Annotated in this window: 13 protein-coding genes and 1 pseudogene; 8 read left to right on the forward strand and 6 right to left on the reverse strand. The window is 59.2% G+C overall.

Annotated elements, in window-relative coordinates; all coding sequences use genetic code 11:
- Nucleotides 1–9 precede the first annotated feature (9 nt).
- Together maiA and FBY12_RS08175 are read left to right on the forward strand one after the other, a co-directional pair.
- Nucleotides 10–645 carry a maleylacetoacetate isomerase gene (gene maiA, locus FBY12_RS08170; RefSeq protein ID WP_145252557.1) on the forward strand — a complete coding sequence of 212 codons (636 nt, stop codon included), beginning with the start codon at nt 10–12 and terminating at the stop codon, nt 643–645.
- A gap of 158 nt (nt 646–803) precedes the next feature.
- Entirely contained in the window at nt 804–2,165 is a 1,362-nt protein-coding gene (locus FBY12_RS08175; RefSeq protein WP_145252558.1) for an aromatic acid/H+ symport family MFS transporter, read from the forward strand.
- Between the two features lie 86 nt (nt 2,166–2,251).
- On the opposite strand, the gene FBY12_RS08180 is transcribed toward FBY12_RS08175, so the two are convergent.
- Nucleotides 2,252–3,055, reverse strand: coding sequence for a SirB1 family protein (locus tag FBY12_RS08180; RefSeq protein WP_145252559.1), 804 nt, complete (start codon nt 3,053–3,055; stop codon nt 2,252–2,254).
- 182 nt (nt 3,056–3,237) lie between these two features.
- Between FBY12_RS08180 and FBY12_RS08185 the strand changes: the two genes are divergently transcribed.
- Nucleotides 3,238–4,257, forward strand: a complete 1,020-nt coding sequence (locus FBY12_RS08185) for a Glu/Leu/Phe/Val dehydrogenase dimerization domain-containing protein (RefSeq protein WP_145252560.1) — start codon at nt 3,238–3,240, stop codon at nt 4,255–4,257.
- 200 nt (nt 4,258–4,457) lie between these two features.
- Here the strand turns inward: FBY12_RS08185 and FBY12_RS08190 are convergent.
- Nucleotides 4,458–4,697: pseudogene (locus tag FBY12_RS08190) on the reverse strand (YebG family protein); the annotation flags it as partial.
- 307 nt (nt 4,698–5,004) lie between these two features.
- On the opposite strand from FBY12_RS08190, the gene FBY12_RS08195 reads away from it, so the two are divergent.
- From FBY12_RS08195 to FBY12_RS08205, 3 genes are all read left to right on the forward strand, one after another.
- Nucleotides 5,005–5,505 carry a phosphate-starvation-inducible protein PsiE gene (locus FBY12_RS08195; protein ID WP_092273082.1) on the forward strand — a complete coding sequence of 167 codons (501 nt, stop codon included), beginning with the start codon at nt 5,005–5,007 and terminating at the stop codon, nt 5,503–5,505.
- Between the two features lie 138 nt (nt 5,506–5,643).
- Nucleotides 5,644–6,711, forward strand: coding sequence for a type IV toxin-antitoxin system AbiEi family antitoxin (locus FBY12_RS08200; RefSeq protein ID WP_145252562.1), 1,068 nt, complete (start codon nt 5,644–5,646; stop codon nt 6,709–6,711).
- Entirely contained in the window at nt 6,711–7,613 is a 903-nt protein-coding gene (locus tag FBY12_RS08205; protein WP_145252563.1) for an antitoxin, read from the forward strand. The genes FBY12_RS08200 and FBY12_RS08205 overlap by 1 nt, the downstream gene beginning before the upstream one ends.
- Nucleotides 7,614–7,725: 112 nt before the next feature.
- On the opposite strand, the gene FBY12_RS08210 is transcribed toward FBY12_RS08205, so the two are convergent.
- The 3 genes from FBY12_RS08210 to FBY12_RS08220 form a co-directional block, all read right to left on the reverse strand.
- Nucleotides 7,726–8,043, reverse strand: coding sequence for a DUF3509 domain-containing protein (locus tag FBY12_RS08210; RefSeq protein WP_145252564.1), 318 nt, complete (start codon nt 8,041–8,043; stop codon nt 7,726–7,728).
- Nucleotides 8,044–8,253: 210 nt separating this feature from the next.
- Nucleotides 8,254–9,555: an HAAAP family serine/threonine permease gene (locus tag FBY12_RS08215; RefSeq protein WP_145252565.1), complete on the reverse strand. Its 1,302-nt coding sequence runs from the start codon at nt 9,553–9,555 to the stop codon at nt 8,254–8,256.
- A 62-nt stretch (nt 9,556–9,617) separates the two neighbouring features.
- The gene (locus FBY12_RS08220; protein WP_145252566.1) at nt 9,618–10,994 is read right to left on the reverse strand and encodes an L-serine ammonia-lyase; all 1,377 of its coding nucleotides are present in this window, start codon (nt 10,992–10,994) and stop codon (nt 9,618–9,620) included.
- 135 nt (nt 10,995–11,129) lie between these two features.
- On the opposite strand from FBY12_RS08220, the gene FBY12_RS08225 reads away from it, so the two are divergent.
- Both FBY12_RS08225 and FBY12_RS08230 read left to right on the forward strand, forming a co-directional pair.
- Nucleotides 11,130–12,077 carry a LysR substrate-binding domain-containing protein gene (locus FBY12_RS08225; RefSeq protein ID WP_092273066.1) on the forward strand — a complete coding sequence of 316 codons (948 nt, stop codon included), beginning with the start codon at nt 11,130–11,132 and terminating at the stop codon, nt 12,075–12,077.
- Between the two features lie 213 nt (nt 12,078–12,290).
- The gene (locus FBY12_RS08230; RefSeq protein WP_145252567.1) at nt 12,291–12,698 is read left to right on the forward strand and encodes an HPF/RaiA family ribosome-associated protein; all 408 of its coding nucleotides are present in this window, start codon (nt 12,291–12,293) and stop codon (nt 12,696–12,698) included.
- Nucleotides 12,699–12,776: 78 nt separating this feature from the next.
- Here the strand turns inward: FBY12_RS08230 and fecA are convergent, their stop codons facing one another.
- Nucleotides 12,777–15,113 carry a TonB-dependent Fe(3+) dicitrate receptor FecA gene (gene fecA, locus FBY12_RS08235; RefSeq protein WP_145252568.1) on the reverse strand — a complete coding sequence of 779 codons (2,337 nt, stop codon included), beginning with the start codon at nt 15,111–15,113 and terminating at the stop codon, nt 12,777–12,779.
- Nucleotides 15,114–15,192: the final 79 nt, after the last annotated feature.

The following is a 15,192-nucleotide window of genomic DNA, read 5'->3' on the forward strand; positions in this document are numbered from 1 at the left end:
GAGCGGGTCATGCAGCTCTATACCTACTATCGCTCGACCTCGTCTTACCGAGTGCGCATCGCGTTGGCGCTCAAAGGCCTCGATTATCAGGCGCTGCCGGTCAACCTGATCGCGGCGTCCGGTGGCGAACACCGGCAAGCGCCGTATCTGGCGCTGAACCCGCAAGGTCGGGTGCCGGCGTTGCGCACCGATGACGGTCAGTTGCTGATTCAGTCGCCAGCGATCATCGAGTACCTCGAAGAACGTTATCCACAGGTGCCGTTGCTGTCCAAAGACCTCGCTGCCCGCGCCCACGAGCGCGGCGTGGCGGCGCTGATAGGCTGCGACGTGCATCCGCTGCACAACGTCAGTGTGCTGAACAAATTGCGCCAGTTGGGGCATGACGAAACGCAGGTGGCCGATTGGATTGGGCACTGGATAAGCCAAGGGCTGGCGGCGGTTGAGCAATTGATCGGCGACGCCGGTTATTGCTTCGGCGATGAGCCGGGGTTGGCGGATGTTTACCTGATCCCGCAGTTGTACGCGGCGGACCGCTTCAACATTGCGCTGGATGCGTACCCGCGGATTTGCCGGGTGGCAGCGTTGGCCGCGACACACCCGGCGTTTATCCAGGCGCACCCGGCGAACCAGCCTGATACGCCTTAAAGCTTCACCCCGCCCTCTGTAGGAGCGAGGCTTGCCCGCGAAGGCGGTGTGTCAGCAGACATCCATGTAGCTGACACACCGCCTTCGCGGGCAAGCCTCGCTCCCACAAGGGTTCGGTGGGCGGCTTTAAACCATAAAAACAATTCAGGTACCTCGCGATGCATAACCAGATTGCAAGCTTTCGGGCGGCACTCGACGCCCGTCCTGTGTCCCGTTATCAGTGGCTGATCCTGTTGTTGCTGGCGTTATTGCTGGTGACCGATGGCTATGACGCGCAAGTACTCGGTTATGTCGTGCCCGCTCTCGCGCAGGATTGGGGCCTGGAAAAATCCGCGTTCGGCCCGGTGTTCAGCGCCAACCTGTTGGGTCTGACCATGGGTTCATTGCTCGTGACACCGTTGGCCGATCGCTTCGGGGTGCGGCGGATTCTGCTGTGTTGTGTACTGATCTACGCCTCGCTCACGGTGTTGATGGTGTTCGCCGATTCGCTCAGCACCTTGATGGCGGCGCGCTTCATCTGCGGGATCGGCATGGGCGGGGCGATGCCCAGCGCGATGGCGCTGATGTCGGAATACTCGCCGCCACGCCTGCGCACCTTGATGGTGACTTTGGCCGCGTGCGGGTTTTCATTCGGTGGCGCGGCGGGTGGTTTTGTCGCGGCGGGTTTCATCGACAGTTTCGGCTGGCAAGCGGTATTCCTTGCCGGTGGCGTGACGCCGTTGCTGCTGTTTCCGTTCCTGGCGTGGTTCCTGCCGGAATCGCTGCCGCGTCTGCTGCGCGATGCACCGCCTTATACCCGCTTGCGCAAAGTCACCGCGCGGATGCTCCCGGACTGGCAGCCGCCCGCCGCATCGATTGCGCAAAACAACAAAGAGCAGGGCAGCAAACTGACGGTCGTGGAGTTGTTTCGCAACGGTTATGCGCGGCCGACGCTGCTGATCTGGGCGACCTTTTTCGTCAGCCTGATTCTGCTGTATTTCATGATCAGCTGGCTGCCGTCGCTGTTGCTGGAAAGTGGTTTGAAACTCAATCAAGCGAACCTGGTGACTTCGATGTTCCTGTTCGCCGGCACCGTCGGCGCGATCTGCATGGCGTGGTTTGCCGACCGTCTCAAGAGCAAAGTGCGCCTGCTCGCCGGGGTTTTGGCAGGCGCGGCATTGTGCACCATCCTGCTCGGCCTCAATCACGACAATCCGCGTTATCTGGTGGCCAGCGTAATCGCCGCCGGGTTCTGCATCATTGGCGGGCAACTGACGCTCAACGCCTTCGCCAGTAATTTCTACCCGGCGCACGTGCGCGCCACCGGCACCGGTTGGGCGCTGGGCGTGGGCCGATTCGGTTCGATCCTCGGGCCGCTGTTCGGCAGCATGCTGTTGGCGATGCACATCCCGGTGCAGCAGATTTTCTTCTTCTGCGCGATACCGGCGGTGATCGCGGCGTTGTTCATCATTCAGGTGCGCTCGCCGCAAGAACCAAGCGCAACCCTCGTAGGAGCAAGACTCGCCCGCGAAGAACGATAACGCGGTATCCCTGACGGACCGAGGCGCCTGATTCGCGGGCAAGCCTCGCTCCTACAGGTCGGTGCAAAACACGCGCTCCTACAGGTTTAATGGACGATGGAGTTCGGCGGTAGATGTTCGAGCCGTTCAGTCAGGCGAATCCGCTGGATTGGGTCTTCGCTGAGCAGCAACGCGTGTTCCAGATCAAAGCGCTCAGCGTTCGGGCAATCCAGGCGTTGATAGAGGCTGGCGCGGGCGAGGTAGTCGGAGGCGCTGCCGTTGCCCAGTTCGAGCACGCGCTCGGCATCGACCAGCGCGCCGATGTAGTCATCGTTGGCCAGATGCAGCTGACGCAGGTTGCGTGACAGGCGTTGCAGCATCGACAGCGGGTTGGCGGTCAGCAAGTGCTCGGCGCTGAGTTTGATATTCGGGCCGTACTGGCGCTGCAGCAAATCGCGGCAATCGTTGGGGTACAAGCGGCGCCCGCCGCACGGGTCGAGCAGATGATCGGCGCCCTGAACCCGCAACAGGAAATGCCCCGGAAAGTTGACCCCGACCATGGGGATTTCCAGTCTGCGAGCCAGCTCCAGCGCAATCAAACCCAACGCCAACGGCTGGCCGCGCCGACGCTCCAATACTTTGTGGATAAGCGCCACCTGCGGACGCAGCGGCACAAAATCGTCCTGGGCAAACCCGAGGTCGTTCATCCGCCGCAATAACGGCTGGGCCAGTTCGCTGACCGGCAACATCGGCAGGCCTGAGCTGACGCGCTGTTGCAGATCCTTGAAGTTCGCCAGCACGTTTTGCGGATCCACCTCGGCATCGTGTTCGGCCGCAATCCACAACGCCGCCTCGAATAGCGCGGGCGGCGAGCGTTGCAGACAGTCGAAGAAACGTTGGCGCGGGGTCATCAAAATCTCCGTGGAATGCCTCGTTTTAGCCCCGTCGCCGACTTTCGTCCAGTGCTGCACACATGCTGTTGCAGGTTATGTCCGAAAGCCCTGAAAGCCGCGCGCGTTATTCCGGTGCGCTCCAGCAATTTTCAGGCGCAAGCCTATACTGGCGACTACAAGACGTATTCGGGAGCCCGACAATGTTCGCTCTCATGCAAAGCACTCGCCTTGAATCGCTTCATCTAAGCGTAGACCCGGTCACCGGGTTGAAGGCGGTCATTGCCATTCATAACAGCCGCCTGGGGCCAGCCCTCGGTGGATGCCGTTACCTTGCCTACCCCAGCGACGAATCGGCGGTGGAAGATGCCGTGCGCCTGGCCCAAGGCATGAGTTACAAAGCCGCACTCGCCGGTCTCGCGCAGGGCGGCGGGGTGGCGGTGATCCTGCGTCCGGTGCACGTGGAAAGCCGCGCCGCGCTGTTCGAAGCGTTCGGCCGCTGCATCAATCAACTCGATGGCCGCTACATCACCGCGATCGACAGCGGCACTTCGGTGGCGGACATGGATTGCATCGCCCAGCAAACCCGGCATGTCACCAGCACCACGTCGGCCGGCGACCCGGCACCACACGCGGCAATGGGCGTGTTCGCCGGCATCCGCAGCACCGCCATGGCGCGGCTCGGCAGCGATAATCTCGAAGGTTTGCGCGTAGCCATTCAGGGCCTGGGCAACGTCGGTTTTGCCTTGGCGGAGCAACTGCACGCGGCGGGCGCCGAACTGCTGGTCAGCGACATCGATCACGGCAAAGTGCAACTGGCGATGGAACAACTTGGCGCGCACCCGATTGCCAACGATTCGTTGCTCAGCACGCCGTGCGATATCCTCGCCCCGTGCGGTTTGGGCGGGGTGCTCAACAGCCACAGCGTCTCGCAACTGCGCTGCTCGGCGGTGGCCGGCTCGGCGAATAATCAGCTGACGCACCTGGACGTCGCCGATCAACTGGAGCGCCGAGGCATCCTGTATGCGCCGGACTACGTGATCAATTCCGGCGGATTGATCTATGTTTCGCTGAAACATCGCGGCGATGAATTGGCGACGATCACCGCGCACCTGTCGAAAATCAGCTCACGGTTGACCGAGGTGTATGCCCACGCGCAAGCGGAAAAACGCTCGCCCGCGCGGGTGGCGGATGAGTTGGCGGAGAAAGTTTTGTACCGCTGACAGCGATTTACTGCAGACATGAAAAAGGCCCTGAGCCATTCGACTCAGGGCCTATTCAATTCGTACTCTGCTTACTTTGCAGCCTTCGCTGCTTTCGCAGGTTTCACCGGCTCGGCTTCTTCCGCCTCTTTCACCGATGCAGGCGCTTCCACCAATGCTGCCGCTTTTGCCGGAGCTGGCGCTTCAACCGGCGCGCTCAGCAATTCGGACAAGGCGTCCGGCTGGCTCTTGAACGCCTTGGCGAACACATCGCGATTCTTCGCCATGTAGATCCCGGCTTCTTCCACTTGCTGTTCGCTCAAGGACGGCACAGCTTTTTGCAACACTTCAGCCAGCAATTCGGCCAGTTCGAGCATTTTGTCATGACGGTCAGCTTCGGCTTTATCCATGAACAAGCGCTCCAGATCTCGGCTGCTGCGGTATACCACTTCGACGGCCATTCACCACCTCACATGCCTTCACATTAAGTTGTCTTCGCGACTACTGTATCTATATACAGCGAAAAGGATAAGCGAATCCCTGCGCTTTGGGTAGTGGCTTTTCAATGTAGACCGAAATCAGTTGGTTCGCGCACAACCTGTGGGAGCCGAGCGTGCTCGCGATGAGGCCGGCGAATCCGCCACAAAAGTGTCCAATGGCAGCCCATCGCCATCTCACCCTCCAGCCTCTGGCCTTTTTTCTGCATGCAGAACAACCGTCACGTCCAACCCGCATGATCCGCTCGAAACGAGCTAAGGAAGTATCACCGTGAAAATCAACTGGGCCGAGAAACTGCGGCAGAACGTGCACCAACTCGCCGAATCGCTGGGCAACCTGTTCGTCGAGAGCTTCCATTACCTGGCGTTGTTCGCCATCGGTGCAGTGACCGCGTGGGCGGCGGTGATGGAGTTTTTGGGGATGATCGAAAATGGACACATCAAGATCGACGACATCTTGCTGCTGTTCATCTACCTGGAACTGGGCGCAATGGTCGGGATTTACTTCAAGACCAACCACATGCCGGTGCGCTTCCTGATCTACGTGGCCATCACCGCGCTGACACGCCTGCTGATTTCCAACGTCTCGCACCACAACCCGCCGGACATCGGCATCATCTACCTGTGCGGCGGGATTCTGCTGTTGGCGTTCGCGATTCTGGTGGTGCGTTACGCCTCGTCACAATTCCCGTCGGTGAAAATCGAACACCCGCAACGCAAGATCGGCACCGGCTCCGGTGAGCATCCCGAGGTCGAGAAGGGCGAAATTTGATGTTGGCACGCCTTGCCCAAGGGCGGGTTCGGCGCTAGATTCCTGCAAGATGATATTTCCTGCACAGTAAATATCTGGTTTTTGCTGAATATTCCGCTAAATCGGAATATTTGCTGCGCAGTAAATAATGGAGGAAGCATGGACGTAGATAACGAGAGGCTTGTCGCTGAGCTTCTGGAAACATTGGCGGGACTTCCCAATGTGCAGCTGTCTGAAAAATCCTCTCCTGCCGGTCCGGAGGCTGCGCCATCCATCGATTTGACCATCGCGTCTGATTCCATGCATCTGCTGATCGAATGCAAGCGAACGATCTTTCCTCGTGATGTGCAGCAGATCTTATGGGCGCGACATGCCGCCAAGGCCAAAGAACCTGTCGCAGACAAATCGACCATTTCCTTACTAGCCGCTGACTCGATTTCACCCGGCGCCAGAAAGTTACTCGAAGAGGCGCAAGTCGGATATTTCGCAGGGGGAGGAAGTCTTTGCCTGCCAACGCCAAATGCTTTTTTTTATGTCGACAGACCAGCTTCCAAGTCTGAAAAAAAGTCGACCAGGGACTTTTATTCGGGGCGACGCGCGCAAGTTATCCACCATTTGCTCAATCATCCTTCCGAGTGGTTCGGGGTAAATCAACTCGCTACTTTGGCAAAGGTTTCGGCGGCAACTGTATCTGCAGTGTTGACGACTCTGGATCGTCACGAATGGCTTGAAACAAGAGGGCAAGGTCCGAGCAAAGAAAGAAAGCTGTCTGCCCCCGGAGAACTTCTGGATGCGTGGAGCAAACAACTAAGTGAAATTGCCGCCCCTTCCGTTCGTCGCTATTACGTTCCGGGGTACAAGGGTGAGCAGTTAGTTGAATGGGTGGCCAAAGCGTTCGTGGACAATTGTGCGGAATATGCGATTACCCATGAAGCGGCAGCCCAGCGCTATGCGCCTTTTCTCACTGGCATCTCCCAAGTGCGTTGCCTGCTGCAGCCAGGCTGGACGGCCGATTTATCTTTGCAGCGCCTTGGAGCAAGAGCGGTGACAGAAGGGGCAAATCTGATCGTCATTGAATCGAAGAGCGACGGTGACTTTCTGGAAACACGGGATATCGACTCGGTGACTCTGGCAAGTCCGGTGCGGGTCTATCTTGATCTTCTGAGAGGCGAGGGGCGGGCGCGTGAACTCGCTGAACACTTGAGAAAAGAAAGGATCGGTTTCTGATGATGAAACCTCAGACATCAGGTGGATACAGTGCCAATTACACGCTCGATTGTGAGCGAGTCCTGGTCACGCTCATGCGGGGGCTGGGGCCGTGGAAGGAATCGGTTTTTCTGATCGGCGGGTTAGTGCCGCGCTATCTGGTGAGGGCCAGGCCACCGGCGGTGCCCGCCCATGCGGGCACCAGTGACGTCGATGTCGTCATCGATTTGGCCATTCTTACCGACACTCAGGCCTATCACACGCTAGAGGAAAACTTCAAAAAGAATGGCTTCGAACGTTCAGTCAATGAGCATGGGCGAAAGTTGTCGTGGCGTTGGCAGACCAGGACCGAACACGGCGTGCTGATGGTTCTGGAACTGCTTGCCGATGCGCCCGAGATTTGCGGCGGGAAAGTTCAGGCGCTGCCAACCGAGGGGACGATTTCGGCGCTGAATATTCCCCATTCATCCATGGTCTTCGACCACCATGAGCAAGTCGAAATTTGCGCAGAATTGCTCGGCGACAATGGTTTGGCGACTGAGTGGGTCAAGTATGCAGATGTCGTGAGTTTCACCTGTTTGAAGTCGTTGGCGTTCGATCAGCGCAACGAGCGTAAGGATGCTCATGATCTTGTTTATTGCATTGAGCATGCGGATCTTGGACTGGATGCGGTAGTAAGTGCATTGATCCAGGCGCAAGGAGGCAGATTTCCACATGTAATACGCCAAGCATTCGACATTTTGCACAGGCGTTTTGTGGGCGACGATCCGGCTAATGGCTATAAGTTGGATGGCCCCGTCTCAGTCGCGAAGTTTGAGTTGGGCGAGGACGACGAATTCAAAGAGACCAGGGCGCTTCGCCAACGCGAGGTCAGCGATTTGATTGAGCAGCTGCTGATGCGAGTTAATCAACCAAGCAACTAGCCTGTTTTGCGTCGACTCACTTAGTCGCCGCTTACCCACGCAATGAAACAACCCCGCAACGCAAGATCGGCACCGGCTCCGGTGAGCATCCCGAGGTCTAGAAGGGCGAAATCTAAAGGCGCATCGCCGGTTGCGCGTGCTCTTTGTTGATCGGCGGCGGCAGTCTGCGATTGTCGCTGTCAGTCATGGCTTCGAGGATCGCCACGGCGCTGTGGCCCTGTTCGATGGCGATGCCGAACTGGATGCTTTGCACCAGGCGGTTGAGGCGTTTGGGATCGTTGCGCTGTTCGGCGCTGATCATCCGTTTGGCGACCACGTGGCCGCTGTTGGACAGGGTCAGCATGATGCTGCCGTCCAGCCCCTGAATGCTCAGGTTGATCTGATAGTCCGCTGCAAAAGCATCGGTAATGAGCTGAAAAGGGTTGTCCATGATGCGTCACCGCCTGATTGAACGTGCAGTTGTTGACCGGCCATGATCGGGTTGGTTCGCATTACCAGACCATTGGCATTCCTTGTTCATGCGCCTTCATCCATGTCGCCAAAGGGATATAGCAAGGGCCATGCCGGGAAAACTGTCGGACAATGAACACGGCTTAAACCTGGCGGACGGCAGCGTCCGCCGGGTTTTTATTTGCCCGATTCAGGGCATGAACGAGTAAATGATCGCAGACAGTGCAATCACGCCGATCAACACCACGAACACGTTCGAGGCCTGGCCCGAGTACTGGCGCAAGGCTGGCACGCGGCGGATCGCGTACATCGGCATCAGGAACAACAGGCACGCGATGATCGGCCCGCCAAGGGTTTCAATCATGCGCAGGATGCTCGGGTTGAAGGTCGCCACGGCCCAGCAGCTGAGGATCATGAACAGTGCAGTGGCGCGGTTCAGCCAGCTCGCCGACATGACGCGGCCACGACCGCGCAGGCTTTTCACGATCAAACCCTGAAAGCCTTCGCTGGCGCCGATGTAATGGCCGAGGAAGGATTTGGTGATCGCCACCAGCGCAATCAACGGCGCGGCGTAAGCAATTACCGGCGTCTGGAAGTGGTTGGCGAGGTACGACAGGATCGAGATGTTCTGCGCCTTGGCGGCAGCGAGGTCGGCCGGGGAAAGCGCCAGCACACAACTGAAGCAGAAGAACATCACCGTCACCACCATCATCGCGTGGGCGATGGCGAGGATGCCGCTGCTTTTGCGTTCGGCCTGCGCGCCGTAGCGCTGCTTTTGCTCGACGGCGAATGCGGAAATGATTGGCGAATGGTTGAACGAGAACACCATCACCGGGATCGCCAGCCACAGCGTCTTGAAGAACAGCGGCAGCGGCATGCCTTCACTGGCGGTGGCGAAGAATGCGCCGTTCCAGTTCGGGATCAGGCTGAAACCAAGCAGCAGCAACGCCGCGACAAACGGGTAAACCAGCACGCTCATGCATTTGACGATAACGCCCTGACCGCAACGCACGATGGCCATCAAACCGAGGATCAGCACCAGCGACAGAATCGCCCGAGGCGGTGGCGCAATGTGCAGCTGATGCTCCATGAAACTGCTCAAGGTATTGGTCAGCGCCACGCTGTACACCAGCAGAATCGGGAAGATCGCGAAGAAATAAAGCAGCGTGATCAGCTTGCCGGCACCGACACCGAAGTGTTCTTCCACCACTTCGGTGATGTCGCCCGAACGCCCGGACAGGACGAAACGCGTCAGCCCACGGTGCGCGAAGAAGGTCATCGGGAACGCCAGCACCGCCAGAATCAGCAGCGGCCAGAAACCACCGACGCCAGCGTTGATCGGCAGGAACAAAGTCCCCGCGCCAATCGCCGTGCCATACAGGCCGAGCATCCAGGTGGTGTCGAATTTACTCCAGCCCTTGTGGGCAATTTCTGTTTTGCTTGTCAGGTCTACAGCAGGATTATCGGCAGCGGGTGTACGTACATCGGTCATCGTTTTGGCCTCGTTATTATTCTTGCTCGGGCTCACGCGTTACGGACGGTCGGGAATGCGCCTCAGCACTCCACCCAGCTCACCGCCAGGCCGCCCCGTGAAGTCTCTTTGTATTTGTCCTGCATGTCGGCGCCGGTATCGCGCATGGTGCGGATCACCCGGTCGAGGGAAATGAAGTGTTTGCCGTCGCCGCGCAGGGCCATTTGCGTGGCGTTGATCGCTTTCACCGCCGCAATCGCATTGCGTTCTATGCACGGCACCTGGACCAGACCGCCGACCGGGTCGCAGGTCAGCCCGAGGTTGTGTTCGAGGCCGATTTCGGCGGCGTTTTCCAGTTGCTCGGGCGTCGCGCCGAGCACGTCGGCGAGACCGGCGGCGGCCATGGCGCAGGCCGATCCGACTTCGCCCTGACAACCGACTTCGGCGCCGGAGATCGAGGCGTTTTTCTTGCACAGAATGCCGACCGCCGCCGCGCCGAGGAAGAACGCGACGACGTCATCGTCCGACGCGTCCGGGTTGAATTTCATGTAGTAGTGCAGCACCGCCGGGATGATCCCCGCCGCGCCGTTGGTCGGCGCCGTGACCATGCGCCCGCCGGCAGCGTTTTCTTCGTTGACGGCGAGGGCGAACAGGTTGACCCATTCCATCGCCGACAGCGTCGAGGTGATGACATTCGGCTTGCCGATTTCCAACAGGCTGCGGTGCAATTTCGCCGCGCGGCGCGGCACGTTCAAGCCGCCGGGCAAGATGCCTTCGTGGAGCAAACCTTGCTCGACGCACTCGCGCATCACCGACCAGATGTGCAGCAAACCCTGACGGATTTCAGCTTCACTGCGCCAGGCCAGTTCGTTGGCCATCATCAGCTCGGAAACCCGCAAGCCGTGCTGGTTGCACAGCCGGAGCAGTTCGGCGGCGCTGGAGAAATCGTACGGCAGCGCCACGTCGCTGGTCGGCGCGATGCCGGATTCGGCCTCGGCCGCTTCGATGATAAAACCGCCGCCCACTGAATAGTACGTCTGCTCGAACAGCTCGCCGGTTTCACCGAAGGCTGTCAGCGACATCGCGTTGGGGTGGTAGGGCAGGCTCTCTTCGAGCAACAGCAGGTCGCGCTGCCAGTTGAAGGCAATCGTGGTTTGGCCGGCGAGGGACAGTTTGCCGGTTTCGCGCAGGGTCTGGATGCGTGGATCGATGGACGTCGGGTCGATGCTGTCTGGCCATTCGCCCATCAGGCCCATGATGCAGGCGCGGTCGGTAGCGTGACCGACGCCGGTGGCCGACAAAGAGCCGTAGAGGCGGATTTCCACGCGCCGGACGTCGGCCAGCAATCGCTGGTCGATCAGGGCTTGCGCGAAGGTCGCGGCGGCGCGCATCGGGCCGACGGTGTGGGAACTGGACGGACCGATGCCGACTTTGAATAGATCGAAAACACTGATAGCCATGCTAAAGCCTATACAAGCAATGGAAGAGAAATCGCTGCCATTTTTGTAGGACAAGCGCAATGTCGGCGATACTGCCCACCTCGGTCCTACGTGACCAACGAAACTTCCTAAGACAGCCTTTAGCAGGACTAAACGATGAGTCGTCAATTGCATGCCCAGACTTACGTCTGGCTGCACGTGTTTTCCTGTGCCGCGCGGCACTTGTCGTTCACCCGTTGTGCTGAAGAACTGCACATCACGCCGGGTGCAGTCAGTCAGCAAATCCGCCAATTGGAGGAGCGTCTGGGTTTTCGCCTGTTCCACCGCCGTGCTCGCGGAGTCGAATTGAGCGCCGAGGGCCAGCGATTGGCTATCACCGTCAACGAGGCTTACGGCAGCATTGATGCGGAATTGCGACGACTGGACGCCGGAATGATCAGCGGGATTTTGCGTCTGCGCTCAATTCCATCGTTTCTCAGCAAGTGGCTGACCCCGCGTTTGCCGCGTTTGCAGCAACGTTTCCCGGACATTCAACTGCGCCTGGTGGCCGAGGACAGCAGCGTGCCATTGCACGAGGGCGACTTCGATCTGGCGATTGACCTGAACGACGGCAGCTATCCGGGGCTGTTATCCACAGCCTTGCTCGATGAGCAGATTTTCCCGGTGTGCGCGCCGAGCCTGCTGCGCGGTCGCCCGCCGTTGCACGGTCCGGCGGACTTGATGCACTTTCCGCTGCTGCACGACATCACCGCGTGGCGTGGCAGCTACGAGTACGCGGAGTGGGAGTTTTATCTGAATGCGATCGGCTTCGAAGGCGCCGACGTACGGCGCGGGCACACTTTCAATCGCAATCACCTGACCATCGAAGCGGCGATTGCCGGCATGGGCGTGGCGATTGCGCGGCGCACGTTGCTCAACGATGAGCTGGAGCGTGGGACATTGATCGTGCCGTTTGGCCTGGCGGTGCCGAACCATAAACGCTACGTGCTGCTGTATGCGCCGGGCGCGCTGAGCCATCCGGGCGTGCGCGCGGTGCATGACTGGCTGGTAGAGGAGGCGGGGATGTTTCGGAGTCTGCATCCACTGGCGGAGCAGCAGATGTGAGCAATTGTGACAGAGAACGGTGTCGACCCAACTCCCGACCTTAACAGCGCTTTTGGCGGTTGTCCGGCTTTTTTTGCGAATCCATATTTATCTTTTTTTAGGGGTTGAATTGTTCTGCGAGCAGACCGATTGTGTAAGTAAGAGGCCACGGTGATGACGCCCAAGGGCCAGCCGACAGGCCTCTCGCGAGCTAGCTGAAATAAGGGATGAACTATGCAAATCCAAGTCAACAGTGATAACCATATTCAAAGCAGCATCCGACTGGAGGAGTGGGTACGTACTACCATTGAGAGCACGCTCGAACGTTATGAAGAGGACCTCACCCGCATTGAGGTCCACTTGCGGGACGAAAACGGCGACAAGCCCGGCCCGCATGACAAACGCTGCCAACTGGAAGCGCGGCCTAAAGGCCACCAACCAATTTCTGTGACCCATAAAGCCGATACCCTAGAGCTGGCCATCGACGGGGCGGCCGAGAAACTCGAACACGCGCTTGAGCATTTGTTCGGCAAACTGCGGGGCAAGCCACGTGCCGCTATTGAGCCGTTCGAAAGTGTGACCGCTGATGCGCTGCTGGAAGACGAGTTTCTGGAGAACGAACAGGCCGCACAAAACGGCTGAGGCCTGATTCCCTTATCAACCATCCACTGACCAACGGGCCTGCTTATGCAGGCCCGTTTTTGTTGTGCTGACCGACGCTTAAAACGCTACCGAAGTCTGCACATAAACCGTTCTTGGCTCACCGACATACTTGCCCTTGTTGTTGTCATCAAACGAACGGGTGAAGTATTGGTGGTTGAAGATGTTTTTTACGCCCACCGCCACATTCAAATCTGACAACTGCGGTCCGAAGTCATACGCCGCGCGGCTGCTGAACAGCATGTAACCCGGGATCTTGCCGGTGCTGCCGTCAGCACTTTCGCGCGAGGTATTGGCGTTGTCGGCGAACTGGTCGCTCTGATAGCTGCTGTCGACGTTCAGTTTCCACGCGCCTTCGGTGTAACCGACGCCAATCGTGCCTTTGTGTTTCGACGAGAACGGCACACGGTTGCCCTTGTTCGGACCGTCTTCGCGGATGCTCGCGTCGACATAAGCGTAAGTGGCGTAGACATCAAAACCGGCCAGCGCCGGGCTCAAGTCGTCGAGCGCATAGTTGATGCTGCTTTCGATACCTTGATGGCGCGTTTCACCGCGAGCGATTACGGAGTCGTTGGTCTGGTTGCTTTCGTACTGGTTGTCGAAGTTGATCAGGAACGCGCCGATTTCCGCGCGCAACGCGCCGTTGTCATAGCGCGTGCCGAGTTCCCAGGTGCGAGCCTTTTCCGGTTTTACTTCGCCGCTGCTCACGCGATTGGGCATCTGGCTGTATTGCACGCTGCCGAACGAACCTTCGGTGTTGGCGTACAGGTTCCAGTTGTCGGTGACGTGATACAGCACGTTCAGCGCCGGCAACGCGGTGTTGTAGTCACCCTTGTACTTCACCCCGGTGAGGTTGTTGTTTTGCTGCGATTCGATCATCTCGTAGCGAATCCCCGGCGTGATGGTCCACTTGCCGATGTCGATCCGGTCATCGATGAAAAACGCATTGGCCTCAGTGCCGCCACGGGTGTCGCGGTCGTTGCGGCTGTTGGTGGTCGGATAGGTGTTGTTGGCAATCGGCTCGCGATAACGCAATTCATGGCCGGCCTCGTTGATGTAGCGATAGCCGACGCCGACTTCATGGCTGGTCGGGCCGAGGTCGAAACCCTGGGCGAAACGGGTTTCGAGACCACGCACCCAATACTCGCGCGGCGACAGCGAGAGGAACGTGCCCTGATCCAGATAACCGCTGCGCAGGGTTTTGGTGAAGAAGGTATTGGCGGTGAATTCGCGGCGATCTTGCTGATAGCGATAGCCGAAATTGAACATCGTGCGGCGGCCCCAGAACTGATCTTTCGGGCGCGTGGACTGGTACGGATCGGCATCGTAATCGGCGACATTGAGGCCGCCGGGCATGTCGGCCTTGCCTTCGTAATACTGCGCCATCGCGTTGAAGCTGTTGGCGTCGTCGAGTTGGTATTTGCCCTTGAGGATCAAGTCGTCGATTTGCGTATCGCTGTGTTCGCGCCAGTCGCCGCCGCGGGTGCCGGAATACAAAATTGCGCCGCCCAATCCGTTGTCGGCGGTGCCGCCGGCCAGTAGGTTGCCGGTGGTTTTGAAGCCGTCGTGGCTCGACGAAGGCGCGGTTTCAGTTTGAAAACCACCCTTGACCGTCGGCTCATCGGGAATCGCGCGAGTGACGAAGTTGACCACGCCGCCGACGTTCTGCGGGCCATAACGCACGGCGCCACCGCCACGCACCACGTCCACCGCGTCCATGTTGCCCATGCTGATCGGCGCGAACGACAACTGCGGCTGGCCGTAAGGCGCGAACGGCACCGGGATGCCGTCCATCAGCACCGTCGAGCGCGAAGCGAGGCGCGGATTGAGCCCGCGAATGCCGAAGTTCAGCGCCATGTCGTGGCTGCCGGTGCCGTTGTTGTCCGGCGCGTTGACGCCGGGGATGCGGTTGAGCACGTCTTTGGCTTGGGTTGCGCCCTGGCGCTCGAACTCTTCGCGACGGATCACATCGCGCGCGCCGGCATGCTCGAAGACGTTGATTTGCGCAGCATCGCCGAGCCAGTCGCCGACCACCGTCGAGGTGCCCAACTCCAGCGCTGCCGCTTGCTCCACCGGTTGCAGGCTGAACGCATTGTCGCCCTCGGGCCGAGCTTGCAGGCCGGTGCCTTCGAGCAAGGTGTTCAAGCCCTGCTCGGTGGTGAAATTGCCTTCCAGACCACGGCTTTTCACGCCGCTGGTGACTTGCGAACCGAAGGAAATCAACACCCCGGCTTCACGGCCGAATTGGTTAAGGGCGTTTTCCAGCGACATCGGCGCGATGTGGTACGGCTTGGCGTCGGCGGCGTGCGCGACGGTGATAGTCGCGAGGCTCAGGCTGGCGCCGAGCATGAGGTGGCGCACAGTGCGGGCCAGCGGAGTGAGGCTAGTGAAGGGCATGGACGACGATCCTGAGAAGAGGCAATCAAGGGTGGCTTTCCTTCTCTGTCACGCCAGATCTGAAAAACGGCTCACGTGT

Source organism: Pseudomonas sp. SJZ131 (genome assembly GCF_007828705.1).
In the GTDB taxonomy this organism is placed as follows: domain Bacteria; phylum Pseudomonadota; class Gammaproteobacteria; order Pseudomonadales; family Pseudomonadaceae; genus Aquipseudomonas; species Aquipseudomonas prosekii.

Bases quoted from the DNA above. Each gene is read 5' to 3' on its own strand.
- FBY12_RS08205 (WP_145252563.1), top strand. From the start codon at position 6,711: ATGATGAAACCTCAGACATCAGGTGGATACAGTGCCAATTACACGCTC.
- FBY12_RS08230 (WP_145252567.1), top strand. From the start codon at position 12,291: ATGCAAATCCAAGTCAACAGTGATAACCATATTCAAAGCAGCATCCGA.
- FBY12_RS08175 (WP_145252558.1), top strand. From the start codon at position 804: ATGCATAACCAGATTGCAAGCTTTCGGGCGGCACTCGACGCCCGTCCT.
- FBY12_RS08210 (WP_145252564.1), bottom strand. From the start codon at position 8,043: ATGGACAACCCTTTTCAGCTCATTACCGATGCTTTTGCAGCGGACTAT.
- FBY12_RS08215 (WP_145252565.1), bottom strand. From the start codon at position 9,555: ATGACCGATGTACGTACACCCGCTGCCGATAATCCTGCTGTAGACCTG.
- maiA (WP_145252557.1), top strand. From the start codon at position 10: ATGCAGCTCTATACCTACTATCGCTCGACCTCGTCTTACCGAGTGCGC.
- FBY12_RS08185 (WP_145252560.1), top strand. From the start codon at position 3,238: ATGTTCGCTCTCATGCAAAGCACTCGCCTTGAATCGCTTCATCTAAGC.
- FBY12_RS08200 (WP_145252562.1), top strand. From the start codon at position 5,644: ATGGACGTAGATAACGAGAGGCTTGTCGCTGAGCTTCTGGAAACATTG.
- FBY12_RS08225 (WP_092273066.1), top strand. From the start codon at position 11,130: ATGAGTCGTCAATTGCATGCCCAGACTTACGTCTGGCTGCACGTGTTT.
- fecA (WP_145252568.1), bottom strand. From the start codon at position 15,113: ATGCCCTTCACTAGCCTCACTCCGCTGGCCCGCACTGTGCGCCACCTC.
- FBY12_RS08220 (WP_145252566.1), bottom strand. From the start codon at position 10,994: ATGGCTATCAGTGTTTTCGATCTATTCAAAGTCGGCATCGGTCCGTCC.
- FBY12_RS08180 (WP_145252559.1), bottom strand. From the start codon at position 3,055: ATGACCCCGCGCCAACGTTTCTTCGACTGTCTGCAACGCTCGCCGCCC.